The organism is Achromobacter sp. ESBL13, assembly GCF_036668755.1.
Classification (GTDB): domain Bacteria; phylum Pseudomonadota; class Gammaproteobacteria; order Burkholderiales; family Burkholderiaceae_B; genus Achromobacter.
In genome coordinates, this window is record NZ_JAZEVT010000001.1 from 626,601 (window position 1) to 650,960 (window position 24,360).

At 66.5% G+C, this 24,360-nt stretch carries 26 protein-coding genes; 11 read left to right on the forward strand and 15 right to left on the reverse strand.

All coding sequences use genetic code 11. The features are described from left to right. Positions 1-9 precede the first annotated feature (9 nt). Positions 10-852, reverse strand: coding sequence for a DUF3348 domain-containing protein (locus V6F88_RS02880; protein WP_332607838.1), 843 nt, complete (start codon positions 850-852; stop codon positions 10-12). A gap of 372 nt (positions 853-1,224) precedes the next feature. Here V6F88_RS02880 and V6F88_RS02885 point away from each other — a divergent pair, with 372 nt between their 5' ends. The 5 genes from V6F88_RS02885 to V6F88_RS02905 all read left to right on the forward strand — a co-directional run bounded on the left by V6F88_RS02885 (position 1,225) and on the right by V6F88_RS02905 (position 7,331). After that, positions 1,225-2,469, forward strand: coding sequence for a helix-turn-helix domain-containing protein (locus V6F88_RS02885; protein WP_332607839.1), 1,245 nt, complete (start codon positions 1,225-1,227; stop codon positions 2,467-2,469). A gap of 32 nt (positions 2,470-2,501) precedes the next feature. Beyond that, entirely contained in the window at positions 2,502-3,134 is a 633-nt protein-coding gene (locus tag V6F88_RS02890; protein ID WP_332607840.1) for a Vgb family protein, read from the forward strand. A gap of 282 nt (positions 3,135-3,416) precedes the next feature. Then, positions 3,417-4,541, forward strand: coding sequence for a TRAP transporter substrate-binding protein (locus V6F88_RS02895; protein WP_332607841.1), 1,125 nt, complete (start codon positions 3,417-3,419; stop codon positions 4,539-4,541). Positions 4,542-4,560: 19 nt separating this feature from the next. Beyond that, complete coding sequence (locus V6F88_RS02900) at positions 4,561-5,187, forward strand: TRAP transporter small permease subunit (protein WP_332607842.1); 627 nt, start codon at positions 4,561-4,563, stop codon at positions 5,185-5,187. After that, positions 5,184-7,331, forward strand: a complete 2,148-nt coding sequence (locus V6F88_RS02905; protein ID WP_332607843.1) for a TRAP transporter large permease subunit — start codon at positions 5,184-5,186, stop codon at positions 7,329-7,331. The genes V6F88_RS02900 and V6F88_RS02905 overlap by 4 nt, the downstream gene beginning before the upstream one ends. A 102-nt stretch (positions 7,332-7,433) precedes the next feature. Here the strand turns inward: V6F88_RS02905 and V6F88_RS02910 are convergent, their stop codons facing one another. Beyond that, positions 7,434-8,735 (reverse strand): hypothetical protein, encoded by a 1,302-nt coding sequence (locus tag V6F88_RS02910; RefSeq protein ID WP_332607844.1) that lies wholly within the window; start codon positions 8,733-8,735, stop codon positions 7,434-7,436. A 224-nt stretch (positions 8,736-8,959) separates the two neighbouring features. Then, complete coding sequence (locus V6F88_RS02915) at positions 8,960-9,709, reverse strand: SDR family oxidoreductase (protein ID WP_332607845.1); 750 nt, start codon at positions 9,707-9,709, stop codon at positions 8,960-8,962. Between the two features lie 103 nt (positions 9,710-9,812). Here V6F88_RS02915 and V6F88_RS02920 point away from each other — a divergent pair, with 103 nt between their 5' ends. Continuing rightward, positions 9,813-10,730 carry a LysR family transcriptional regulator gene (locus tag V6F88_RS02920; RefSeq protein WP_332607846.1) on the forward strand — a complete coding sequence of 306 codons (918 nt, stop codon included), beginning with the start codon at positions 9,813-9,815 and terminating at the stop codon, positions 10,728-10,730. 65 nt (positions 10,731-10,795) lie between these two features. Here V6F88_RS02920 and gstA read toward each other — a convergent pair whose 3' ends face one another. Next, the gene (gstA, locus tag V6F88_RS02925) at positions 10,796-11,410 is read right to left on the reverse strand and encodes a glutathione transferase GstA (protein WP_332607847.1); all 615 of its coding nucleotides are present in this window, start codon (positions 11,408-11,410) and stop codon (positions 10,796-10,798) included. Positions 11,411-11,512: 102 nt separating this feature from the next. On the opposite strand from gstA, the gene V6F88_RS02930 reads away from it, so the two are divergent. Together V6F88_RS02930 and V6F88_RS02935 are read left to right on the forward strand one after the other, a co-directional pair. Continuing rightward, entirely contained in the window at positions 11,513-12,436 is a 924-nt protein-coding gene (locus tag V6F88_RS02930; protein ID WP_332607848.1) for a LysR family transcriptional regulator, read from the forward strand. 148 nt (positions 12,437-12,584) lie between these two features. After that, complete coding sequence (locus V6F88_RS02935) at positions 12,585-13,385, forward strand: DUF169 domain-containing protein (protein ID WP_332607849.1); 801 nt, start codon at positions 12,585-12,587, stop codon at positions 13,383-13,385. On the opposite strand, the gene V6F88_RS02940 is transcribed toward V6F88_RS02935, so the two are convergent. After that, a complete protein-coding gene (locus V6F88_RS02940; protein WP_332607850.1) occupies positions 13,355-14,383 on the reverse strand; it encodes a LysR family transcriptional regulator in 1,029 nt (342 codons plus the stop codon). The genes V6F88_RS02935 and V6F88_RS02940 overlap by 31 nt on opposite strands. A 161-nt stretch (positions 14,384-14,544) precedes the next feature. Between V6F88_RS02940 and V6F88_RS02945 the strand changes: the two genes are divergently transcribed. Further along, complete coding sequence (locus V6F88_RS02945; RefSeq protein WP_332607851.1) at positions 14,545-15,726, forward strand: MFS transporter; 1,182 nt, start codon at positions 14,545-14,547, stop codon at positions 15,724-15,726. 65 nt (positions 15,727-15,791) lie between these two features. After that, a complete protein-coding gene (locus V6F88_RS02950) occupies positions 15,792-16,460 on the forward strand; it encodes an HAD family hydrolase (RefSeq protein ID WP_332607852.1) in 669 nt (222 codons plus the stop codon). Between the two features lie 71 nt (positions 16,461-16,531). On the opposite strand, the gene V6F88_RS02955 is transcribed toward V6F88_RS02950, so the two are convergent. From V6F88_RS02955 to V6F88_RS02975, 5 genes are all read right to left on the reverse strand, one after another. Beyond that, positions 16,532-17,491: a DMT family transporter gene (locus V6F88_RS02955; RefSeq protein ID WP_332607853.1), complete on the reverse strand. Its 960-nt coding sequence runs from the start codon at positions 17,489-17,491 to the stop codon at positions 16,532-16,534. Between the two features lie 158 nt (positions 17,492-17,649). Continuing rightward, entirely contained in the window at positions 17,650-18,528 is an 879-nt protein-coding gene (locus tag V6F88_RS02960; RefSeq protein WP_332607854.1) for an AraC family transcriptional regulator, read from the reverse strand. A 145-nt stretch (positions 18,529-18,673) separates the two neighbouring features. After that, complete coding sequence (locus tag V6F88_RS02965) at positions 18,674-19,948, reverse strand: RNA polymerase sigma factor (protein ID WP_332607855.1); 1,275 nt, start codon at positions 19,946-19,948, stop codon at positions 18,674-18,676. Beyond that, the gene (locus V6F88_RS02970; protein ID WP_332607856.1) at positions 19,945-20,379 is read right to left on the reverse strand and encodes a VOC family protein; all 435 of its coding nucleotides are present in this window, start codon (positions 20,377-20,379) and stop codon (positions 19,945-19,947) included. The genes V6F88_RS02965 and V6F88_RS02970 overlap by 4 nt, the downstream gene beginning before the upstream one ends. 41 nt (positions 20,380-20,420) lie before the next feature. Continuing rightward, a complete protein-coding gene (locus V6F88_RS02975) occupies positions 20,421-20,831 on the reverse strand; it encodes a YciI family protein (protein ID WP_332607857.1) in 411 nt (136 codons plus the stop codon). A 189-nt stretch (positions 20,832-21,020) separates the two neighbouring features. Here V6F88_RS02975 and V6F88_RS02980 point away from each other — a divergent pair, with 189 nt between their 5' ends. Further along, positions 21,021-21,173, forward strand: a complete 153-nt coding sequence (locus V6F88_RS02980; protein WP_332607858.1) for a hypothetical protein — start codon at positions 21,021-21,023, stop codon at positions 21,171-21,173. A 2-nt stretch (positions 21,174-21,175) separates the two neighbouring features. Here V6F88_RS02980 and V6F88_RS02985 read toward each other — a convergent pair whose 3' ends face one another. From V6F88_RS02985 to V6F88_RS03005, 5 genes are all read right to left on the reverse strand, one after another. Then, complete coding sequence (locus V6F88_RS02985) at positions 21,176-21,595, reverse strand: type II toxin-antitoxin system VapC family toxin (protein WP_332607860.1); 420 nt, start codon at positions 21,593-21,595, stop codon at positions 21,176-21,178. Then, entirely contained in the window at positions 21,592-21,843 is a 252-nt protein-coding gene (locus tag V6F88_RS02990; protein WP_332607861.1) for a FitA-like ribbon-helix-helix domain-containing protein, read from the reverse strand. The genes V6F88_RS02985 and V6F88_RS02990 overlap by 4 nt, the downstream gene beginning before the upstream one ends. 96 nt (positions 21,844-21,939) lie before the next feature. Next, on the reverse strand, positions 21,940-22,293 hold the full coding sequence (locus tag V6F88_RS02995) for a YciI family protein (protein WP_332607862.1): 354 nt from the start codon (positions 22,291-22,293) through the stop codon (positions 21,940-21,942). 159 nt (positions 22,294-22,452) lie between these two features. Further along, positions 22,453-23,424, reverse strand: a complete 972-nt coding sequence (locus V6F88_RS03000; protein WP_332607863.1) for an OmpA family protein — start codon at positions 23,422-23,424, stop codon at positions 22,453-22,455. Beyond that, entirely contained in the window at positions 23,421-24,311 is an 891-nt protein-coding gene (locus V6F88_RS03005) for a motility protein A (RefSeq protein ID WP_332607864.1), read from the reverse strand. The genes V6F88_RS03000 and V6F88_RS03005 overlap by 4 nt, the downstream gene beginning before the upstream one ends. Between the last annotated feature and the right edge of the window lie 49 nt (positions 24,312-24,360).

Genomic DNA, 24,360 nt, shown 5'->3' on the forward strand with positions numbered 1-24,360 from the left:
GTGTCCTGGTTAGCTGGCGCGAAGGGCGGCAAGCAGCCCTTCGACCGGTTGTAGTCGAACATCCAATTCGGCAAGCAGGACGCTGCGCATATCCTTGCGGAAAACGTCCAGCCAGGCGCCGGGGGTAACAGGCGGTGGTGCGGTTGCCGGCGCGGGCGCCTTGCCGTTGCCGTCGTCCAGCTTGGCGGCGCCATCGGCGGGCGGTGCAGCGTCGGCTTCGGCAGCGGGTGCGTCCACGGGGGCATCCCCGGGCGCCAACGCGGCGGCCTCGGCCAGACGCAAGCGGTCGAAATGCCCCTGCAAAAGCTTGGGGATCGCTCCGAACAGCGCGCGTTCCTTGGGCAGCAGCGCCCGGTCCATGATGGCGTCCACCACGGCCAGACGGGTCATCTCGCCATTTTTGGCCGCGACCATACCGCGCAGACGGCTGCGCAGATTTCCCACGCTGGTCTCCATCGTGTGCTGCAACGACAGGTAGCGCTGACGAAAATTCGAGTAATCGGCCTCGGCCTGCTCGACGGCCGCCGACTTCTTGGCCGGCGCCTGTCCTGGCACGATCCGCTTGGCGCTTGTGGCCGCCGTGTCGCTGGCGATGGCGTCGGCCAGCGTCGTGCGCACGCGCGCGCATTCCCGCTCTTCGGCGCTGCTGAACATGCGCGCGCCGGGGGCGATCACCGGCGGGCTCGTGTTCAGGGCCGCGGACAGTGCGATCGCGTCCGTCCAGCCAAGCCACTGGCTTAAATGGTCGGATAACGATTGCCTGGATTCCGGAACGTCGACATCCGTCAGGCGAGTCAGCAAGCGAATGAGCGTCGGGCCGCTTAAACCTGTGCGCTGTGGGGCTTGCAACATACCACCAGAGTCAAAAAGGGGGGAGTTTACACGCTGGCGGGCCGGCTAAGGGCGGGGGGGCCTTGGGGACCATGTAAATGGGGCCGCATCCCTTGCCGCCACCCACGAGTCGTGCTTGCCGGGTGTATCGCGCCAGAGCGGAAGGCGCGGGCGGGGCTGGCCGGCAGGTGGCGGGCGGCAGGGCAGGGGCGGGGCTGACAGAACGGAAGATGAGACGGCAGCAAGCGGTGGTAGATTGATGCGCGGCCTTTGCCAAGGCCGAAGCCCGGACCTGGGCAAAGACGGAAGGCCGGACCTGGGCGAGGCCAAGGCCAAGGCCGAAGCGCAGCCAAGGCCAAGGCCGAAGCCGAGGCCCATATAGGGAAACTTCAGTTGCCACCGCACTTCACCGATTTGCCGATCACCCGCGCGGCGCGTGCCTTGGCCGCCGGCGACCCGTTGACGGCGCTGAACCATGTGGCGCTGCGTGACGATGCGCCCGCGCTGGCCCTGCGCGGCATCGCCATGGCGCAACTGGGCGACTTCGCCCGGGCCAACGCGCTGTTGCGCAAGGCCGCGCGTGCATTCGGTCCCGCGAACCCGGTCGCGCGCGCCCGTTGCATCGTGGCCGAAGCCGAAGTGGCCTTGGCGTCGCGCGATCTGGCATGGCCCGACAAGTCGCTGGCCGCCGCACGCACCGCCTTGGCCATTCACGGCGATCCCGTCAACGCCGCGCACGCCGCCTACTTGCAGGCTCGGCGGCTATTGCTGCTGGGTCGCCTGGACGAAGCCGACCAGACCCTGGCCGACGTGGAGTTCCCGGCCATGCCTGCCGCGTCCCAAGCAATTCGCGAATTGATCGCGGGTGGCATCGCGATGCGCCGGCTGCGCGCGCACGCAGCCGGCGCGGCGCTGGCCCGTGCGGAGCACGCCGCGCGACAGGCCGGCGTGCCCGCCTTGGTGGCCGAAGTGGACCACGCCTTGCAGGCGCTGCATGCGGTGGCCGCCCGCCACGTCACGCCGGACGGCACGCGCGACCTGACGCTGGCCGACGCCGAGGCGCTGCTGGCGTCCCCGGCGCTGATCATTGACGCGTGCCGCAATGCCGTGCGGCAAGGCGAAGTGATCGTGCCTTTGGCCAGCCGCCCGATTCTGTTCGCCTTGGCGCGGCTGCTTGCCCAGGGCTGGCCACGCGACGTCACCCGTGAATTTCTGATCGCGCGCGCTTTTCGCACCGGCTTTCAGGACGATTCGCATCGCGCCCGCCTGCGCGTGGAAATCGGCCGCCTGCGGACCGCGTTGCGGCCATTGGCGGCGGTCACCGCCACGCCTGGTGGTTTCGCGCTGCGACCCCACGCCGATCTGGGCGTCATCGTGCTGGCGCGCCCGGTTGATGTGGCCGACCGGGATCACGCCGCGGTGCTGGCTTGCCTGGTTGACGGGCAGGCCTGGTCCAGCTCGGCCCTGTCGCTGGCGCTGGGCGCCAGTCAGCGCACCGTGCAGCGAGCGTTGGATGCGCTGTCCGCGTCGGGCCAGGTGCTGCCGCTGGGCCACGGCCGGGCGCGCCGCTGGACGACGCCCAGCGTGCCGGCGTTCACGACAAGCTTGTTACTCCCCACTCTCATGCCCGGTCAGTAGGATGAAGTTTCCCCTCTTTAAAGGAAGCAGCCATGAAACGAAGCCAAGCTGAAATCGTCCGTGAATACGGCCCGTTCCCCGGAGCCGACGCCGTGCATGGCGTCAGCTACGACGGTCGGCATGTGTGGGTCGCGCTGGGCGAAAAGCTGATCGCGCTGGACCCCGAGTCCGGCGAAACCCTGCGCACGCTGGACGTCGTGGCCAATGCCGGCACGGCCTTCGACGGCAAGCACCTCTATCAGATCGCAGAAGGACAAATACAGAAGCTGGACCCGGTAAGCGGCAAGGTGCTGGCAAGCATTCCCGCGCCGGGCGGCGGCGATGATTCGGGCATGGCCTGGGCCGACGGTTCGTTATGGGTCGGCCAATACCAACAACGCAAGATTCATCAGGTGGACCCGGAGACGGGCCGCGTCCTGCGTACCATCGATTCCAACCGCTACGTCACCGGCGTCACGTGGGTGGACGGCCAGTTGTGGCACGGCACCTGGGAAGAAGACGCGCGCGAATTGCGCCGTCTTGAGCCCGACACAGGGGCCGTGCTGGAAAGCATCGACATGCCCGACGGCGTGGGCGTGTCGGGTCTGGAGTCTGACGGCGCCGACCGCTTTTTTTGCGGCGGCGGCAGCGCGGGCAAGGTGCGCGCGGTGCGCCGTCCACGGTAGTCCTTTCTCTATCCAATCGGCGTCCTTGCCCGCGCGCCGCCATGTCCGCGCATGGCGGCGCGCGCGTTTATTGCGGCCAAACGCGCTAGGTCATTCAGCTAGGGTAAGTCCTGACAAACAGCTGATTGTCAGCCGTTAGTCAGGAAGGTTTAATCAGCACAAAGTTGCAACGCAGTCGTAGCCCCGACACCGGGAAGCTCGCAGCAGGCGTTTCCCCGCGTCCCCCGCAGGTGCAGTCACTACAAGCTGGTCCCATGTAGTCCACCAAGGAGACAAGTAGCCATGCAACACGTCACAAAGCCCCGCCGCAAGTTCATTTCCGGCGCTGCCGTCGCGGGCGCCGCCGCACTGGGATTCCCTGCTGTCACGCGGGCGCAGAACGCGCCCATTTCGTTGCGCTTCCAAAGCACCTGGCCGGCCAACGACATCTTTCACGAATTTGCGCGCGACTACGCGCAAAAGGTCAACGACATGGCCGGCGGCCAGTTGAAGATCGAAGTGCTGCCGGCGGGCGCGGTGGTCAAGGCGTTTGACCTGCTGGACGCGGTGTCGGCCGGCACGCTGGACGGCGGGCACGGCGTGGTCGCGTATTGGTACGGCAAGAATACGGCGGTGGCGCTGTGGGGCTCGGGGCCATCGTTCGGCATGGACGCCAACATGCTGCTGGCCTGGCATGAATACGGCGGCGGCAAGGAATTGCTGACCGAAATTCAGAAGGCAATGGGCGTGAACGTGGTGTCGTTGATGTACGGCCCGATGCCGACGCAACCGTTTGGATGGTTCAAGCGCCCGGTCACCAAGGTGGAAGACGTCAAGGGCGTGAAGTTCCGCACGGTGGGCCTGGCCATCGACATGTACACGGCCATGGGCGCGGCGGTGAACGCCTTGCCCGGCGGTGAAATCGTGCCGGCGCTGGACCGCGGGCTGCTGGACGGGGCCGAGTTCAACAATGCGTCGTCCGACCTGGCGCTGGGCTTTCAGGACGTGTCCAAGATCTGCATGCTGCAAAGCTTTCACCAAAGCGCCGAGCAGTTCGAGGTGCTGTTCAACAAGGCCAAGTACGACTCGCTGCCGCCGCACTTGAAGCACGTGCTTAGCTACGCGGCGCAGGCCAGCAGCGCCGATATGTCGTGGAAGGCGGCAAACCGCTATTCGCAGGACTACATCAAGCTGCAGAAGGAACACAACGTCAAGTTCTACAAGACGCCGGACGCCATCTTGCAGCAACAGTTGAAGATCTGGGACGAGATGATCGCCAAGCGTTCCGCCGAGAATCCGCTGTTCAAGAAAGTGCTGGATTCGCAGCGCGCATTTGCCGAGCGGGTGGGGCGTTGGCACGGGGATACCTCTGTCAATTACCGGATGGCCTACAACCATTATTTTTCGCGCACCAGCAAGCCGGCCTGACCCCGTCCCAGGCCCATCGATGCTTCGTCTTATCCGCCTGATCGACCGCGTCTCCACCTTCGTCGGCAAGACCTTTGCCTGGCTGATCGTTGTGCTGACCCTGCACGTGTGCTGGGAGGTGGCGGCGCGGTATCTGCTGAACCAACCCAGCGCGTGGGCGTTCGACATGCAGATGATGTATTACGGCGTGCTGTTCATGATGGCCGGCGCCTACACGCTGGCCAAGAACGGCCACGTGCGCGGCGACATCCTTTACGGCTTTCTGCCGCCGCGCGTGCAGGCTGGCTTGGACCTGCTGCTGTATCTGGTGTTCTTCTTTCCCGGCGCCATCGCGCTGGCCTGGGCGGGCTGGTATTACGCCGGCTACTCCATCGCCATCGGCGAGCATTCGTCGCTGATGGCCAACGGGCCGCCCATCTATCCCTTTAAGGCGTTCATCCCCGTGGCGGGCGCCGTGTTGCTGTTGCAGGGCGTGGCCGAAGTGCTGCGTTGCGTGCTGTGCCTGCAACGCGGGGCATGGCCATCGCGTGAGGAAGATGTGGAGGAAGTGGACGTGGACAAGCTCAAGAAGATGGTGCACGTCAAAGATGAAGACATCGTCCAGCTTGACCGCTACGTGACCCCGCCCGGGGAGCCGCGCCGATGAAAATCCACAAGGCCTTGTGGTTTGGCTTGTCGTGCATCGGAATCGTGCTGCTGATGATCGCGTTCCTGACGCCGTGGGGCGAGCTGACCACGGGGCACATCGGGCTGTTGATGCTGGCGCTGATCGTGGTGGCGATCATGCTGGGCTTTCCCACGGCGTTCACGCTGATGGGCATGGGGGTGCTGTTCACGTTCCTGGCGTACTACATGCAAAGCGCCGACGCGGGCCGGTCGGTGGGGCAGACGCTGGACCTGATGGTGCAGCGCACGTACGCCACGATGACGAACGATTCGCTGATTTCGATTCCGCTGTTCGTGTTCATGGGGTACCTGGTTGAACGCGCCAACCTGATCGAAAAATTGTTCCGGTCCATGCATCTGGCGTTGGCGCGCCTGCCGGGTGCGCTGGCGGTGGCCACACTGGCCACGTGCGCGATCTTCGCCACGGCCACCGGCATCGTCGGCGCGGTGGTGACGCTGATGGGGCTGCTGGCCATGCCCGCCATGTTGAAGGCGGGCTACAGCGTGCGCTTGACGGCCGGGTCGATCACGGCGGGTGGCTGCCTGGGCATCCTGCTGCCGCCATCGGTGATGTTGATCGTGTACGGCGCGACGACGGGCGTGTCGGTGGTGCAGCTGTACGCGGGCGCGCTGTTTCCCGGCATTATGCTGGCCGGCTTGTACATGTTGTACGTGATCGTGGTGGCCAAGCTGCGCCCCGACATGGCGCCGCCGCTGCCCGTCAGCGAACGCGGCGTGCCGCTATCGCCCGAGGCCAAGACGCTGGCCGCCGCCGGCTACACGCGCGCGTTGTCGGGCATGGTGGCGGCGCTGTTCAAGGGCCGGCGCAATCACGGCGTGCCGTTCGGCTTCATGCTGCGCAACCTGATCACGGTGTTGGCGCCGCTGGCGCTGACGGTATTGCTGGTGGCGGTGGTGCATCACGGCGTGACGCGACCGAATGTGGAATACGACATTCCGGCGGAATTGCAGCTGGGGTCGGGTGGGTTTGATTCCGGCCTGAGCGAGCCCGGCGCGGACGGCCTGGCCGAACCGCCGGGCGGGGGATTGGCGGAGCCGCCCGTCGGGGGATTGGCGGAGCCTCCCATGGGTGGCTTGGCGGAACCTGCCGCTGGCGAGTTGGCTGAACCGCCATCGGCCGACGCGGGGGCAGGGGGCCTTAGCGAGCCTCCGGGCACGCCGCAGCCCGGGTCGGCGTCGGGGGCTTCGCAGCCGGCGGCCACGACGGGCGCACCATCCGAAGCACCGTCCGACGCACCGCCCGACGCACCGGCCGGAGCACCGCCCGGAGCACCATCCGGCGCCGCCACCGAACCTGCGCAATCCGCGCAATCGCCCGGCGCCGCGGACTCGTCCGCCTCTGCGTCCCGGCCGGCGCCCACCGGGTTCTGGATATTCGTCGCGGTCTGCGCGGTGGTGCTGGCCGTGTTCTATGCCGCGCTGACGTGGGCGCGGCTGGAAATCTTCAAGATGCTGATGGGCTCGTTCTTTCCCTTGGCCGTGATGATCGCCGCCGTGCTGGGCTCTATCGCGTTCGGCCTGGCCACGCCCAGCGAAGCGGCGGCCATGGGGGCCATGGGCGGCGCCTTGCTGGCCTTGGCCTACCGCCGGCTGAACCTGCCCGTGCTGCGCGAATCCGTCTTCCTTACCGCCAAAACCACCGCGATGGTGTGCTGGCTGTTTGTGGGCTCGTCCATCTTTTCCGCCGCGTTCGCGCTGCTGGGCGGCCAGCGCATCATTGAAGAATGGGTGCTGTCGCTGGGCTTGACGCCGATTCAATTCCTGCTGCTGGCGCAGGTCATCATCTTTTTGCTGGGCTGGCCGCTGGAGTGGACCGAGATCATCGTGATCTTCATGCCCATCTTCGTGCCCCTGTTGAACGCCTTCGGCATCGACCCGCTGTTCTTCGGCCTGCTGGTGGCGCTGAACCTGCAAACTGCCTTCCTGTCGCCGCCCGTGGCCATGTCGGCCTTCTATTTAAAGGGCGTATCGCCGCCGCACGTGACGTTGAACCAGATCTTCCTGGGCATGATGCCGTTCATGGGGATCCAGGTGGTGGCGATTTTCCTGTTGTACGTGTTCCCGGGCATCGGCATGTGGCTGCCCACGGTGCTGTATCGCTAAGCCGGGCGATCTGCCCGGTGGCGAATGTGCCGGCGTGTTGCCGGCGCGTTGTCGCTGCGTTGTCGGCGCTTCGCCCGCGCATTGCTCACGCTTTGCCCGGGACTATTCGCGCACCAGATACGCCTGCCCACCCGGCGCCAGATACGGCGTCAGGTCCTTGAACGGCACCGTCGCGTGGGTGCCCAGGCACACACCCATCGCGTGGCCCACGCCTGATACCGACAGGGTCAGCACGCCCGGCGCCTCGGTTCCCAGGGCCAGATAGCTGGGCCAGACGTCCGAGCACTCCTTTAGCGAGTCATCGTCCGCGCCCTCGATCTTCACGTCGGCCTGCGGCGCGCGGGCCTTGTCGATCAGCGCAAGCAGGGTGGGGCTGGCTTCGCGCCAGCCGTTTTCGCCCGGCACGTACGCGTCCAGCACGCGGTTCCAATCCAGGTAGTTGCCTTGAAGCAGGTCGAAGGTGTAGGGCTCGAAATGATTGTCGGGGTGCGCGCCGCCGCAATACAGGCTGCCGGATTCGGTCACGGTCATCAGCGCGGTGGACAGCCACTGCACGGTAATGGCTTCGTCGTCATAGCTGCCCAGCGTGCCGGCGGCCGGGTTGCCGTCGGTGTAGGCCGTCGCCTTGCAAGCCAGCGCCGCCAGGCTCATCTGCCAGTGGCGCTGTTCAAGCAGCGCATTGACGCGCGCCATCACTTGCGGATCGGGGTGGCGGCTAAGGCGGGGGTAGATGAACTGGGTGCGGGGATCGCGCCACATCTGGTAGGCGACGGCCCCCGCGCCGCTGTCGGGGCCGACAGGTTTGGCGTAACCGGCCAGCTTCAAGGTCTCATAAGGCGCGTTGTTGGCGTTGATGCGCACGCCGTGACTGATGCCGCTGCCCATGCCGCCGCTGATCGCATCGGTAACGGCCTGCGCGCTGTCCGGCGCCAGCGCGCGGGGATCGTACTGCGCCACGCGGCGCAGCGCGAAGGCGCGTTGTTTGCCCGTGCGGGCATCGACCCAATGGCCGCGATATCCGTCGCTATCGCGGTGCCCTTGCCACGTGGCGGCCGCGGCGGCCTCCGTGTCCGGGGCGATGCCCGCTTCCTGTATTTCATGAAATAGACGGGGTTCCGCCAGTGCTTCGGGCGTGCCCTTCAAGGGAATGTCGACGCCATGCTTGGGATAGAAATACCGGCCCGTCACGGGACTGCCGTCCGACCCCTGACCCTCCAGCTCCATCACCACCTCGCCCGCGCCTTCTAGCGTGCCGACGTAGACGCTGCGTAAGCTGGTTTCGGCCGACGCGGCACTGGCCGCCACGGCATTGGCCGCCACGGCACTGGCCGCCACAACGTAGAGGGGCGATGCGATCAGCGCCAGTGCGGCAAGCATCAGACGGACAAGCGGGATAGGGGACATGGCGCAGTGTGGAACACGGATGACAACGGGATGATAGCGGCCCCGTTCAGTCCGGATCACCGGCAGTGTCAATATCGTCACTTGCCAATCGGTGTGACGCCAGCAAAGACCCGCCCGCCTGGGTGCGCGAGGTATGCGCGCGGTGGCTGGCGGGCACGCCGGCCGCCGCGACCGAACGCCTGTGCAAGCGCGCACAGCGGTCGGTCGAACCCTGGCGGCTGCGTTCAAAGCTGGCTCATGCCGCCATCCACGATGATCTCGGTGCCTACGATAAACGCGGATTCCGGCGCCGCCAGATGCAGCACGGTCGAGGCCAGTTCCTGCGGCGTGCCGAAACGGCCCAGCGGAATCTGCGCTTGAATGCTGGCGGCCGTTCTTTCCAGGCTGGCCGCGTCCAGGCCCAGCTTGCCGTAGATGGGGGTCGCGATCGGGCCGGGGCTGACCACGTTCACGCGGATGCCTCGGGGCAGCAGCTCTGCCGACAGCGTCTTGGCCAGAGAAATAAGCGCGGCCTTGCTGGCGGCATAGATGCTGGAGGCCGGCATGCCGATGTGGGCGTTGATCGAGCCGTTCAGCACGATGGACGCACCCGGATTCAACAGCGGGTCTAACGCCTGTAGCTGAAAGAACACACCCTTGATATTGGTGTTGAAGGTTTGGTCCCACAGGTCTTCGGTGGCCTCGGCCAGCGTGGCGAACTTGGCGATGCCCGCGTTGACGAAAACGGCGTCCAGCCGCACGTCCGCCTCTTTCAGTGCCTGGGCCAGCGCAGCCGAGGCGCCCGGGGCGCCGGCCACATTGCGGATGGCCAGCGTGTTGCCGCCCAGGGTGGCTCGCGCGGTTTCCAGCGCGGCTTCGTCGCGGCCCGTGACGATGACGCGGCCGCCTTCGGCCGCAAACGCTTGCGCTGCCGCCAGGCCGATGCCGCTGGTGCCGCCGGTGACCAATACGGTCTTGTGTTCAAAACGGTTCATGGTGATCTCCTTGGGAGTCGTTCGATAAGGTGTAGCCATGTTGCACCTGGGGCGGCGCTTTGTCGTACCATCTTTCGAACGAACACGTTCGAAGGAATTGCACATGTTGACGGCCCACGAACTGGCGCTGCTGGAGGCCATCCGGGACAGCGGCAGCCTGTCTCGCGCGGCGGTAAAACTTGGCCGCGCGCCATCCTCCGTGTCGCACGCGGCCCGCCAGCTGGAAGAACGCTTTGACGCGTTGCTGTTCGACCGCCGCCGCTACCGGCTGCAACTGACTCCCGCCGGTCAGCTGCTGGCCGACGAGGCCGCGCGGCTGATGCTGGACGTGTCCCGCCTGACGCAACGCGTCAAACAAGTGGCCAGCGGCTGGGAAGACCGGCTGCATATCGTCAGCGACGAGATCCTGGAATTTGAATTGATGTCGCCGTTAATTCATGCGTTTGACCGCCTGGATTCCGGGGTGAGCTTGCGCTTGACGCACGAGGTGCTGGGCGGCACGTGGGAAGCGCTGCGCGAAGGCCGGGCCGACCTGATCGTGGGGGCGACGAACGAGCCCCAAGCTATGCCGAATCTTCAGTGGGCGCAATTGGGGGCAATGGAGTGGTTGTTCGCCGTGGCGCCGCGCCATCCCCTGGCCCAGCTGAAAACACCTTTGCGGCAGGATCAGATCCAGCAGCACCGCGCGGTGGTGGTGGCCGACACGTCGCGCGGGGCGGCGGCGCGCGGCTATGGCCGGGTCAGTGGCCAGCCGGTGCTGGCCGTGCCCAGCATGCGCGCAAAGATCCTGGCGCAACGCGATGGGTTGGGCGTGGGCTGGGTGCCGCGCCACCGCGTGGCGTCGTTGCTGGCGCGTGGGGAGTTATTGGAAATGGCCACCGAGACACCGCGCGAACCCAACATGCTGTACCTGGCATGGCGCGGCGGTCACGAGGGCCGCGCGCTGAAGTGGTGGCTGGAGCAGTTGCGCCAGCCGACGCTGGCGGCGGCGCTGATGCGAGGCGTGGACGCGTTTCGCTGATGTGCGAGACACGGGCGGTCAACCCGGCACATCACGCTGGCATGACACGCGGCGCCACGTCGCCATCAAACGGCGCGGGCGATGCCTTCGGCCGCCAGCGCCGCCTGCACACTCGGCCGCATTTCAATGCGCGCCATGTAGGCAGCCAGCGCGGGTCGGCCCGCCAGATCGATGTCAAAAAACCGGGCCCAGCGCAGCACCGCATACAGGTAGGCGTCGGCCACGCTGAAGCGGTCGCCAAGCAGGTATGGCGCGGATAGCAAAACCTCCGCCAGATAATCCAGCCGCTTTTCCACCCGGGCCTGCCACCACTGGCGCGCCTCGGCGGGCAGCGTCCGGTTGAACAGCGGGCCAAAGCCACCATGGATTTCGGTGCTGATGAAGTTCAGCCATTCCTGCAAGCGGCTGCGGTCCCAGGTGCCGTTGGGCGGCGCCAGCCGGGCTTGCGGCTTCAGGTCGGCCAGATATTGCACGATGGCCGGCCCTTCGGTCAGCACCCGCCCGTCGTCCCGTTGCAGCGCGGCGACGTAGCCCTTGGGGTTGATAGCCAGAAAATCGCTGCCGTCTTCGGTGCGCTTGGTTTGGTTGTTCACCCGCACCAGGGTAAAGGGCAAGTCCAGCTCGCGCAGCACGATGTGCGGCGACAGCGAGCAGGTGTCGGGGGCGTAGTACAGCTTCATTGGTGTCGGTCCTTCGGTTCAGCAACAACCGCGAGCATGACGCCGCCTCTGGCATGCGTAAAATTACTTCTTCAAAAATGTGGAATAAGCAGGGCTGATGCCATGATGAACCTGATGCACTGGCGGCTGGTGCTGGCCGTGGTGGACGCCGGCAACATCACGCACGCGGCGGCCGACGTGGGCATGACCCAGTCCGGCGCCAGCCAGGCCATCGCCAACTTGGAAGACATGCTGGGCGCGCCGCTCTTCACGCGCGAGCGTCGGCAGACGCTGCCCACGGCATTGGGCCTGCGCGTGGCGAACGAGGCGCGGGCCATGCTGGATGCGCTGGGGCGCATTCAACACATGGCGCAAGACGCGCGCGGCACGGCGCGCGGCACCTTGCGGCTGGCCAGTTTTCCGATGGTGTTTTCCACCATCCTGCCGCCGGTGCTGCGGCGTTTTCGGCAGCAGCATCCGGGCATCGACGTGGTGTCGCTTGAAGCTTCGGATGACGAAGTGCAAGCCCTGCTGGCGGCAGGCACCGTGGATGCGGGCGTGGTGCTGAACGCCGCGCCCGGCCGGCCCGTGTGCCCGCTTGGGCAAGACGAATGGATGGCGGTGCTGCCGGCCGCGCACCCGCTGGCCCGCGCGGGTAACGCCGTCGACCTGGCGGCGCTGACGGCGCAGGCTTTCGTGTTGGCCACGGGTGGATGCAGCGTGCACGCACAGAGCGTGGCGCAGGACGCCGGCCTTGCCATCCCCGACGTGCGCGCCACCGTGCGCGACTGGAGCAGCGCCTTTGCCCTGGTGCGTGAAGGCGTGGGCGTGGCGCTGGTGCCCGCGCTGACCCTGCCTGAAAACCGGCGCGGGCTACGCGTGCTGCGGCTGGCGAATCCGCTGTACCGGTCGTTCGGGCTGGCGGCATCGGCGCAAGCGGCGGACAGCGCACCGGTTCAAGCATTGTTTTCCATGTTGCGATCCCTGCAAGACAGCCGGCCCGGGCCTGCATCCGTGCCCGCATCGGGAACCGAACCCGAACCCTGACGCCTTGCCTTGATGATCCGGGTCGCCATGCGTGCCGAATTTGCCACATGCATACGGCGCGCCGATGCGTGTTTGCCTTTAAGCTCCAACGGATAAGCGGATCGCCACAACCGTCGATGCGCCACACACAACAGTCCCAAGGACGCATATGGAAGAGACAACGCAAGAAACCGCCATGAACTGGCCGCAATTGGTGGACGACCTGAACAAGCTGCTGCGCCTGAAAACCACCGTCATCGGCATGAAGCTGTTCGAAGACGAGGCCGACATGGCCGGCATCAAGGGGTTGCGGCGGCCGCAAGCCACGCACACCACGGACCAAATCGTCGGCATGGCCGCGCGGCTGGGGTGGACGGTGGGCATCACCGGCAACGATTTGGTCGGCGCGCAATGCCGCGCCGTGATCGGCCTGGGGCCACAAGACGAAGACTGGAAAAGCGGCAAGGACTACGTGGGCGTGTGGCACGCCACTGAAGCTGATGCGCGGGCGCGCCAGGAAGCCTTGTCCTGTGTGCCGGCGGGCAAGTATCGCGGGCTGGTGGTGTCGCCGCTGGCGTCGGGCCGGCTCAACCCGCCCGACATCTGCCTGATCTACGCCACGCCAGGGCAGATGATCATTCTTATCAACGGCTTGCAGTGGAAGAACTACCGCCGCTTTGACTGGAGCGTGGTGGGCGAGACGGCCTGTGCCGATTCCTGGGGCCGCGCGCTGGCTACCGGTGAACCCAGCTTGTCCTTGCCCTGTTTTGCAGAACGCCGTTACGGCGGCGTGCCCGACGAAGAAATGCTGATGGCGTTGCCGCCGCGCTACGTGCCCATTGCCATCGAAGGCATGAAGGCACTGGCCGCCAACGGCTTGCGCTATCCCATTGCGCCGTATGGCATACAGAACGACGTGCGGGCCGGCATGGGCGTCAGCTACGCACAGCCGCCCGCGCGCGGCACGTAAAGGGGGGGGTGCAGCGCGTCGGCAAAAGCGCGGGCGGCGGGCCCCAACGGCATGTCGATGCGGTGCGCCAGGTACGTCTCGGTCTCGACCTGGCTGCCGCGTCCCAGGCTGTGCGTGGGCAGGCGCACCAGCCGGCCTTCGGCCAGGTCGCGCGCTACCTGCCACAGCGGCAGGCGGCCCCAGCCCAGGCCCGACAAGATCAGCGCGTGCTTGGTGTCCTGGCCGCTGACGCGGCAGGTCTGCGGCGACAACACGGCAAAGTCGCGCCCTTCACTTAAGCCGGACGGATCGGCTTGCACGATCTGCAAGTGGTCGGCCAATTCCGGGGCGCCCAGCATGGCGTTGCCCGCCGGGTTGCTAGCCGAGTCGCCGGCCGCGTCGCCCGCCGAGTCGCCGGCCGCGTCGCCCGCCAAGTCGCCGGCTGCGTCGCCCATCGCGTAGCCCACCACTTTGCGCGCCAGGGGATGGCCGGCGCCGACTACGGCCACCATCTGCACCGACGACAAGGCCTGCACAGCGATGCGTGGATGGCGGAAGTGCTCGCCCGCAATGATGCCCAGCGTATGGCTGCCCGACAGCAGCGCGTCGATGGGACCGCCCAGCGGCAAAACCGCCACGCGCGTGGCCACTGTGGGATAGGCGGCGCGCATGGCCTTCAGCGCCGCGCCCACGTCGGCAATGGGAAACAAGGTGTCCACGACCAGTGACAGTTCCAGTTCGACCCCGGTGCCCATGCCCTGCGCACGAGCGCGCATGGCGTCCACCCGCAGCAGGATGTCGCGCGCGTTGGCCAGCAGCGCCTGGCCTTGCGGTGTCATTACCGGGCGATGGCCGGCGCGGTCGAACAACGTCACGCCCAACTGCTGTTCCATATTGGCAATGGCGTGGCTGACCGCCGACTGCACGCGGGACAGGCTGCGGGCGGCCGCGCGAAAGCTGCCGGTATCGGCCACGGCGGCGAACACACGCAGTTGGTCCAGGGTCAGGGCGTCTATCATCGGGCGGGCCAGTGGCCGGTTCGGTTCGGTTCGGTTCGGTTTAGGCCAGTTAAATCGAGCGGCCGATCTAAACGATCGATCATTTTCATCGAAAAATAATCACTTCTCAAGATCGCGCGGGGCGGGCATGCTGGCGCCTTCGCATGGGTGACGAGGCAGGCATGAACCAGATTGAAACCCGTTGGGCCGGCGTGTGGGCCATTGTGGGCGCGGGCGTGGTCGCGTCGCTACAGGTGGGCAAGGTCATCATTGCCGCGCCGCTGTTGCGCCAGGACATGGGCCTGGACCTGGCGTCGATCGGCACGCTGACCGCCGTGTTTTCCGTATTGGGCGTCGTGGGAGGCATCGCCGCCGGCGGCGTGATCGCGCGGTTCGGCGCGCGCCGCATGTTGTTGCTGGGCTTGTCGGCCACGGCGCTGGGCACGGCAATGGGCGCCATCGCGCCCAGCTACGCGCTGTTGCTGGCGTCCCGCGTGGTCGAAGGCCTGGGTTTCCTGATGATTACCGTGGCTGGCCCGGCCGCCTTGCAGCGCCTGGTGTCCGCGTCCGGTCGGGATTTTGCCTTTGCTCTCTGGAGCTGCTACATGCCCACCGGCATGGCCATTGCCATGCTGGCCTCGCAGGCGTTCGACCACTGGCAGGCAGTTTGGTGGTGCGCGGGCGTGGCAGTGATCGTGTCGCTGGCCAGCGTGGCCGCGCTGCTGCCGTCGGGGCATGCGGCCCGGGCGCCTTTGTCCTGGCGCGGCATGCGGCAGGATACCGTTGACACGCTGAGCGCGGCCGGGCCAGTGCTGCTGGCCTTGTCGTTCACGCTCTACAGCCTGATGTTCTTCGCGCTGTTCACGTTCCTGCCGGTGTTGCTGATGGATCAGCTTGGCCTGACGTTGGCCCAGGCGGGCCTGTACAGCGCCATCGCCAGCGCCGCGAACATCGTCGGCAACCTGGGCGCGGGCGTGCTGCTGGCGCGCGGCTGGCGGCGATCCACCTTGATTGCCTGCGCCAGCGTGACGATGGGCGTGGTGGCCTTGTTGATCTTCCGGTCCGTGCTGCCGGCGATGCCGACCTTCTTGCTTTGCGTGCTGTTCTCGGCAGTCGGTGGCCTGATTCCCGCCACCTTGCTGGGCACCGCGCCGCTGGTCGCGCCGCGTCCGGCGTTGACGGCGGCGTCGGTCGGGCTGGTGATGCAGGGAAGCAACCTGGGGCAGGTGATCGGGCCGGTCACCGTGGGCGGCGTGATCGACCGCTACGGATGGGGCGCGGCGTCGACCATCGTGCTGGCGGCGGGCCTGGGCGGCGTGTTGATCGCGGCCGCGTTGCGGCGTGTGCGTGCGGCACGCTTGTAGGGGCCTATCATGATGGCCACCCCGTGCACGCCAAACCCATGCACGCCAACATTGCAGGAGCCGATATGCAGCCGTCCACCCCCCGCCTGGTCATCTTCGATTGCGATGGCGTTCTGATTGATAGCGAAATCATCGCCGCGCGCGCGCAGTCACGTGCGTTGGCCGAACATGGCATTGCGATCACGCCCGAAGAGGCCGCCCGCCGCTTCGCCGGCATCCCCGATGCCGACATGTGGCGGACGCTGCAAACCGAAAACGCGTGCACCTTGCCCGACGGCTTCGCCGGGCAGTATGCCGACCGCCTGGCGCATACGTTTCGCCAGGAACTGCGCGCCTTGCCGCACGTGCACGAAACCGTGGCGGCGTTGCGAAAGCGCGGGCTGGACCTGTGCGTGGCGTCCAGCAGCACGCCGGCCAAGTTGGAAGCGGCGTTGAAGCTGGTCGGCCTGTGGGAAGCCTTCGCGCCCCACGTATTCAGCACGGCGCAAGTGGCCAAGGGCAAGCCCGCGCCCGACGTGTTCCTGTTCGCCGCGCGCCAGATGCGCGCGGCGGTTCTGGACTGCGTGGTGGTAGAAGACAGCGTGCCCGGCGTACGCGCCGCCCGCGCCGCGCGCATGCGGGCGGTGGGCTACGTGGGCGCGTCGCACAACGGGCCGGACCAGCGCCAGCGCCTGCTGGACGAAGGCGCGTTTGCCGTCATCGACGATCTGAGCCAGCTGCCGGATCTGCTATAGCGGCACGGCCACACGCACGTCGGCCCGATCCCCGATGGCGTCGCGGCCACCCTGCAAGCGTGCCGGACCCGCTATAGCGCCACGGGGACCGGCACCGGCTTGACGCGCACCGCGCGCAACACGCCCACCACCAGGCACGCGATGCCCACCATTGTCAGCGGCTGCGGCATCGTGCCGCGCAGGATGAAGGCGTACGCCAACGCGGCCAGCGTTTCAAAGACGATCAGCTGGCCGGCCAGCGCGGTGGGCAAGCGCTGGCTGGCTTCGTTCCAGCACAGCGTGCCCAGCCAGGAGGCGAACAGCCCGATGGCAATCATCAAGCCCAGAAAGCGTTCGGGGTTGGGGCCCAGCGGCATGTCAAAGCCGCCGCCGGTGGCGGCCATGCCGATCCACAGCAACCCGTAGCCAGCCAGCGCCAGTGGCAACGTCGCCAATCCTTGCGCGGTGGCCCAGGTGCTGGGGCTGCGGTCGGGGTGCGCCCGCAGCCAGTCGGCATTGCGCAGCGGATACCAGGTCCAGCAGGCAACGGCCACCAGCGCCAGCAGGGCGCCCACGGCGTAGCGCGACAAGTCGGCATCCGTGTTTTGGCGCAACGCTTGCAGCTCTACCTGGTTGACGCAACCGATGCCGAACGCAATCAAGGCCAGCGAGGGGGCCAGGCGCTTCCACGGCAGCTTGCCGTCGCGGCGCGCGTTCCGAAGGTTGGCGCACACGGCAATCACGACCGGCAGCGTGCCGATGATCATCGTCGGCACGGGGCCGCCAGCGCGTTGGATGGCGCTGGCCAGGCACAGGTAGTACAGCAGGTTGCCGATGGCGGCCAGTTTCAGCGCCTCGATCCAGTCGGCACGCCGCAGTTGCCGCAGCCGGTGGCGGTCCAGCCACGCCAGCGGCAGCGCAATCAGGCCAAAGGCCAGGTAGCGCGCCACCGATTGCAGCGCGGCCGGATATTCCGGCAGCAACAACGGCCCCACGAAAACCAGCCCCCACATCAAGCCCGCGGCCAGCGCGTAAAGGGTTCCTGCCCACATGCCTTGCTCTCCTGCGTATCGATGGGGGCAGTCTAGCCAAGGACGGGCCGGCAAATCTTGTACCAGATTGCGGAGTGGGCGGCGCCTGCGCGCGCATCTGCTGGGAGCTCGCGGCGGCCCTTATCCTGTCGGGGCTTCGAACGTGGGCGCGCGCCAGCCTATCGGCGCACCTGCTTCTGATAGCGGGCGGGCGTCACACCATAGCGGTGTGAAAATGCCCGCGTCAAATGCGCCTGGTCGGTCAAGCCCGCCGCCAGCGCCACCTGCGCCGGCGCAATGCCGTCCGCCAACAGGCGCTTGGCTTCGAACAGCCGCAGCGCCATCAGCATTTGTTGGGGCGTGGCGTGATAGTGCGACTGGAAGCGTCGCAGAAAATGAAAGGGGCTCAGTTCCGCTACCGCCGCCAGTTCGTCCAGCGTCAAGCGGCGCGACAGGTTTGCCCGCAGGTAGTCGATGACGGGCGCAAAACGCGGCGCGCCCTCGGTGGGCGCATCGCGCGGCACTCGAGCATGACGGCGGAACTCATGGACCAACGTATACAGCGCGCTGTCAAAAGCCAGCGGTTCATGTGTCTGCCATAAACGGTCAAGCAGGGCAGTGACGCGCCGCGCGCTGGCCGCGTCATGGCCGACGGCCATGTTGAACCACCAGCCGCTTTCGCCGGACACCCGCGCCACCACGTCGGCGTCGATGTACACCATGCGATAGCGCCAGCCACCCACCGTTTCGGCGCGACCGGTGTGCAGCTCGTCAGGGTTCATCAACACGACCGAGCCCGAAGGCGCCAGGTGGTCCGCCCCGCGATACCGGAAGCGTTCGACGCCGGATTCGATGGCGCCCAGCCCAAAGGCTTCGTGCGTGTGTGGTTCGAAGGCGTGGCGGATGATGTGCGCGCGGTACAGCTCCACGCCGGGCTGATGCGCGGGGCGGCGGAATTCGGCGCGGTCATTGGGATGATCGAACGCTGCCGGCACGCCCGTCAGCGCGGGGGCCTCAGGGGCGGGGGAAGACGGGGAGGCGGCGAGCGGGGAAGCCATGGTTCGGATTTAAGCACGGTCCGGAATCGTTTGACGCGGGGGCACGTCGGGGGCCAGGGCGGGTACCCGGGCTGAAGCCCGAACCCAAACCCAACCCCAACCCCAACCCCAACCCCAAACCCAACCCGAGTCCAAGTTCAACCCGCTACCCCAGCATCGCTTTCGCTCGTCCCAACAACAGTTCGCGTTCGCGAGCGTTGCGGGTCATGCCGGCCGCGCGCTCGAATTGCTCGTGCGCTTCGGCGTTGCGGTTTAATCTGGCCAGCAGATCGCCGCGTACGCTGGGCAGCCAGTGATAGTTGGCCAGCGCGGGCTCGCCGGCCAGGGCGTCGACCAAGTCCAGCGCCGCCTGCGGCCCGAACGCCATGCCCACGGCCACGGCGCGGTTCAGCGCGACCACGGGTGAGGGCACCAACAGCACCAGCGCGTCGTATAGCGCAACGATGCGCGGCCAGTCGGTGTCGTCGGGCGTAGCCGCGCGCGCGTGGCAGGCGGCAAGCTCGGCTTGCAGGACGTAAGGGCCGGGCAGCCCGCCCAGCGCGGCGGCGCGGGCCAGGGCGGCCAGCCCGCGCCGGATCAGCAAGGGGTCCCAGCGGGCGCGGTCCTGGTCCATCAGCAGGACGGGCCGGCCCTGGGCATCCGTGCGCGCGTGCAGTCGCGAGGCTTGCAGTTCCATCAGCGCCGCCAGCCCGTGCACCTCGGCGTCGTTCGGGGTCAGTTCGGCCAGGATGCGGCCCAGTCGCAGTGCCTCATCGCACAGCGCCGGGCGCGTCCAGTGGTCGCCGGAGGTGGCCGAATAGCCTTCGTTGAAGATCAGGTATATGACTTCCAGCACGGACGCCAGCCGCGCGCCGCGCTCTTCGGCCCTGGGGACTTCAAACGGCACGTTGGCCGCCGTCAGGTTGCGCTTGGCTCGGACGATGCGCTGCGCAATGGTGGATTCCGACGCCAGGAACGCCCGGGCGATCTCGGCGGTGGACAGCCCGCCCAGCAGCCTTAACGTCAGCGCCACCCGCGCGTCGGTGGACAGCACCGGATGGCAGGCGGTGAACAGCAGGCGCAGCAGGTCGTCGCCGATATCGTCCTGGCGCGCGGCGTCCAGCGCGTCGACAAAGTCGGGCTCTACGTCTGCCTGCAAGGCTTCAAGCTCGTGGCCAATCTGCTCGTGCTTGCGGGTATGCAGCGCGTCCAGCCGCAAGCGGTCGCGGGCGCGGTTTTTTGCGGTAGTCATCAGCCACGCTCCCGGGTTGTCCGGTACGCCGGTGTCGGGCCAGCGTTCCAGGGCGGCCACCAGCGCATCCTGCGCCAGTTCTTCGGCCAACCCGACGTCGCGCACCAGCCGCGCGACGCCGGCGATGACGCTGGCGGCCTCGATCCGCCAGACCGCCTCGATAGCGCGATGCGTAGCCGCTTGTGTCATGCCTGTCCGGTTTTGTCGGTTTGGCCGGATGGCTCGACCTGGCCGGGCTCCATGTAAACCAGTTCCCAGATATGGCCGTCCAGGTCCTCGAACCCATGCGCATACATGAAGCCGTGGTCCTGCGGTTCGCGCGGCGCGGTGCCGCCGGCAGCTACGGCGCGGGCCACCACGTCGTTAACTTCGGCACGGCTTTCGCACGACAGGCAGAGCAACACTTCGGTGGCCTTGGTGGCGTCCACCAGCGGTTTGCTGGTGAAGCCCTTGAAGAAATCGCGCGTCAGCAACATGGCGTAGATGTCGTCGCTGATGACCATGCAGGCGCCCTGGTCGTTGGTGAACTGCGGGTTGAAAGTGAAGCCCAGCTGCTTGAAAAAGGCTTGCGATTTCTGCATGTCGCCAATGGCAAGGTTGACGAAAATTTTCTTGTGCATGGGGAGTCTCCGGGGAAGGGGCGGTGGGATCAAAGGCGGGTTCAGCGGGCGGGGGCGGTCAGGTCACGAAAGCGCTCGACTTCCTTACTGGGTTCGAATTCATCCAGCTCAAAAAGTTGGCGCACTTCAATCTCGCAGCGCTGGCCGGGAAAGGGCTGCGGAAAGCGCATGGCCCATTGCATCGCTTCCTCGCGCGAGCGCACTTGAATCAGGGTGTAGCCGGCAATCAGTTCCTTGGTCTCGGCAAACGGCCCGTCGATGACCTGGCGCTGGCCGTCCGAGTACTGTACGCGCCAACCTTTGGACGTGGGGTGCAGGCCGTTGGCATCGAGCAGCACGCCGGCCTTGGCCAGGGCTTCGTGGTAAGCCAGCATCGATGCCAGCAGGCTTTCGTCGGGCATCATGCCCGCTTCGCTGTCGGGCGTGGCGCGGACGAGGATCATGAAACGCATGAGGAATCTCCTTGATGGGGTGCGTATCAGGACGACGAACGGCATTCCTTCAAATCGACATCCCTCGACATCAAATTGCCAATATTCGGGTAACTACCAAGGCCAACAGCTTGTTACCAAGGTGCAGCCCTGGTTGCAGGCGTGCCCCATACACTCGCAGCGTTTCAAACCCTAGCCTTGTATATCGACATGAAGATGCTCTGTAGTTTTGCCTTGCTGGTTTCGCTGCTGTCCGGCTGTGCCGTTTACACCCCCAGTGGCTCCGTGGTGGTCGATCCGCATGACGGCGGCGGCCGTGGCGGCTTCTGTCCGCCGGGCCAAGCCAAGAAAGGCAATTGCTGACGCTACGACTGCCAGGGATCGATGACTGAAACGCCTGCCGCCGCAAAAGGCGCCACGTCGCGCGTGGCGACGCTCATGCCGTGGGCGGCGGCGGTGGCGGCGATGTATCCATCCGGCGCGGCGATTGCCTGACCCGAGGCCCGCGCGCGCGCCATCAGTGCGGCGTACTGCTGGCTTGCGGCGCTGTCGAATGACAGCACGCGCCCGGCAAATAACGCCAGCACCTGTTGTTCCAGACTGTCTTGCAAGACGCTGCGGCGCTTGCCGGCAGGCATGCAGGCCACGCCAAAGCGCAATTCGGCAACCGTGACCGCCGATAGAAACAGGGTTTCCAGCGGCTGCCTGTCGATCCATGCAATCACGGCATCCGACGGCGCCTGGCGCAGCGGCTCGGAGATGACGTTGGTATCCAGAAGAATCATTCAAACCCCGGCGGCGTGGCGGGCGTTTTGTCGCGCTGGTCGAACAGGGCGGCTTCCTGGTCGGTCAGTTTGGCCTGGCTGCCGATACGCGCCAGCAATGAGCCCAGCTTGACCCGGCCTTCGGGCTTGACGGCATCTTCGAGAATGGCGCGCACCTCGGCTTCCGTGCTGCGGCCGTGCTGGGCGGCCCGCACGCGCAGCGCGCGGTGCACTTCGTCGGAGATGTTCCTGACAGTCAACATAGCCATGATGCGATACGTCCAAATGCATTCGATGCATGCAGTTTATGAAAGTGCAGTCATTCGTGCAAATGTGGGGAGTGCCGCAATGACGACACTGCGCGTTCACATGAAACACGGCCCAAGCTCCCGCACTTCAACCGTGGCCCATTCAGCCGCCGGGCACTCGGCTGCCAGCGCCAGCGCTTCTTCGCGGGTGTCGACGGCCAACAGGAAGAAGCCGCCGATCATTTCCTTGGCTTCGGCAAACGGGCCGTCCATCAAGGAACGCTCGCCATTGCGGACCTGTAGCCGGACGCTTTCGGATTCCGACTTCAGCGATTCGGCGCTGACCAGCAGGCCCCGGCCTTTCAGGTCTTCGGCGTAGCGCACCATTTGCGCGTAGGCCTGGCGGCCTTCGTCGGGCGTGCGCTGGGCGCGTTGGCCCACGGGTTCGACGATCAGCAACATGTACGACATGGTTTTTCCAGGTTCTGGCCGACAGGCCGATGGGGCGAGCTTAACGCCGCCGCGCGTCGCTACGCCACCCCAGGCGTGAGACTTTTGTCAGCCTATGCGCCGGGAAAACAGCGACATAAAAAAACCGGCCTGGGCCGGTTTTTCTTTGACAAGACACGCTCAGGATCGCGCCGCCGAGGCGTCCGCCGTGGCGGCCGGCTTCGGCGCGGCCAGCTTCGGCGCGGCCAGCTTCGGCGCGTCCGGCTTCGGCGCAATGTCCATGATCAGCTCGACGCGGCGGTTGGCGGCGCGGCCGGCCGGCGTGTCGTTCGATTCGATGGGGCGCGTTTCGGCATAGCCCACCGCGCGCAGGCGGTCGGCGGCCACGCCGTCGCGCACCAATTCGCGCAGCACGCTGGTGGCGCGGCTGCTGGACAGTTCCCAGTTCGACGCGAACTGGCGCGTCTGGATCGGCACCGGGTCGCTATGGCCTTCCACCGACACCTGGTACGCGTTCTTGTTCAGGATGGTGGCCAGGCGCTTGATCACGTCCAGTCCGGACGGGCTCAGCGTGGCCTGGCCGGACGGGAACAGCAGTTCATTGCTGATGCGGAAGCTGACCGACTGCTCGTTGATGATCACATCCACCGACTTGGCCAGGTCGCCCAGGCCCAAGGACTCCTTGGACGGCGCCTTAAGCGGCGGCGCGGCATCGGCTACTTTCTCGCCGTCCTCGGCGGGAGCGGCGTCGGCCGTGGCGGCCGGCGGGGGCGGCTCGGCCCAGCTGGCCGGAATGGCGACGGCGTCGAACTCGGCGTATTCGCCGTCGTACTTGGGCAGCCCGGCCGTGGCCAGCGTGCCCACCAATTCAATCGGCTTGCCCGATGCTTCCGTTGCCTGGCCATGCAGGCGCGAGACGGCCAGCATCACCACCAGCATCGCTAGCAGCAGGGTGATCAGGTCCAAATAGCTCAGCAGCCAGTTCTCGGCGTCCTGCTCGGGCGTTTCGTCCACATGCCAGCGCTCGTAGCGGTCCTTGCGGTCCCTTTTTCTGGGGCGCCAGCCACTGTTGTCCGCCGCTTTCTGAGCGCGCAGTTGGGCCTGGCGGGCCTGTTCGATCCGCTGCGCCAGGGAAGGTGAAATCAGGCTCATTGACGCACGGCGGCCGGACGGGTGATGGACACGGGCTGGGCGGCGGCCTGGCTGGACGCTTGGACCGGCTTGACCTGGCCTTCCGTCTTGGGCGTGGCCTTGGTCGCGCCCTGGCCGCCGTCATAGATTTCGTCTTCAACGTGCAGCACGAACGAATTGAGCGTTTCGCGCACCATGGCCGGGCCGCGCTTCTCACACATCATCGAAATGCCTTGCAGCACCATGTTCATGGATTCCACGCGGCGGGCGGTGCGGCGTTCCAGCTTCAGCGCGATCGGCTTGCAGATCAGGTTGGCCAGCAAGATGCCGTAGAACGTGGTCATCAGGCCCACGGCCAGATGCTGGCCGATCATCGTCATGCTGCCGTCGCCCAGCACGGCCATCAGGTTGATCAGCGCGACCAGCGTGCCCAGCATGCCGAAGGCGGGCGCAAACGTGGCCATGACACGGAACATCTGCGCTTCGGCCTGTTCGCGGGCACGCAAGCGCGCGACGCGCCATTGCAGTACTTCAATGATCTGGTCTTCGGGGGTGTTGTCGATGATCAGCTGCACGCCCGTACGCAGGAACGGGTTCGACACCTTCTTCAGTTCCTGTTCGACCTTGTGCACGTCCGTGTTCATCCACAGTTGCGCCATCGACACCAGCTCTTCGATGTCGCGTTGCTGGTCGTGCTGGTCATTACGGAACACCGTGCGCACCAGCTTGAAGATGCGCAGCACTTCCGGCAGCGGATAGGCGATGAACAGGGCCGCGGCGGTGCCGCCCAGCACGATGGCCAGGCCGGGCAGGTTCAGGTACATGCTGGCGTCGGTGGCGGACAGCGCCACGACGATGACAAGGGTAAGCAGGCCGACGGCGGCGCCGATGACGGTAGACGGATTCATTGGATCTTGCCCGAAGGGATTGGCACGCCGAGCCGGAATGCCGGATTGT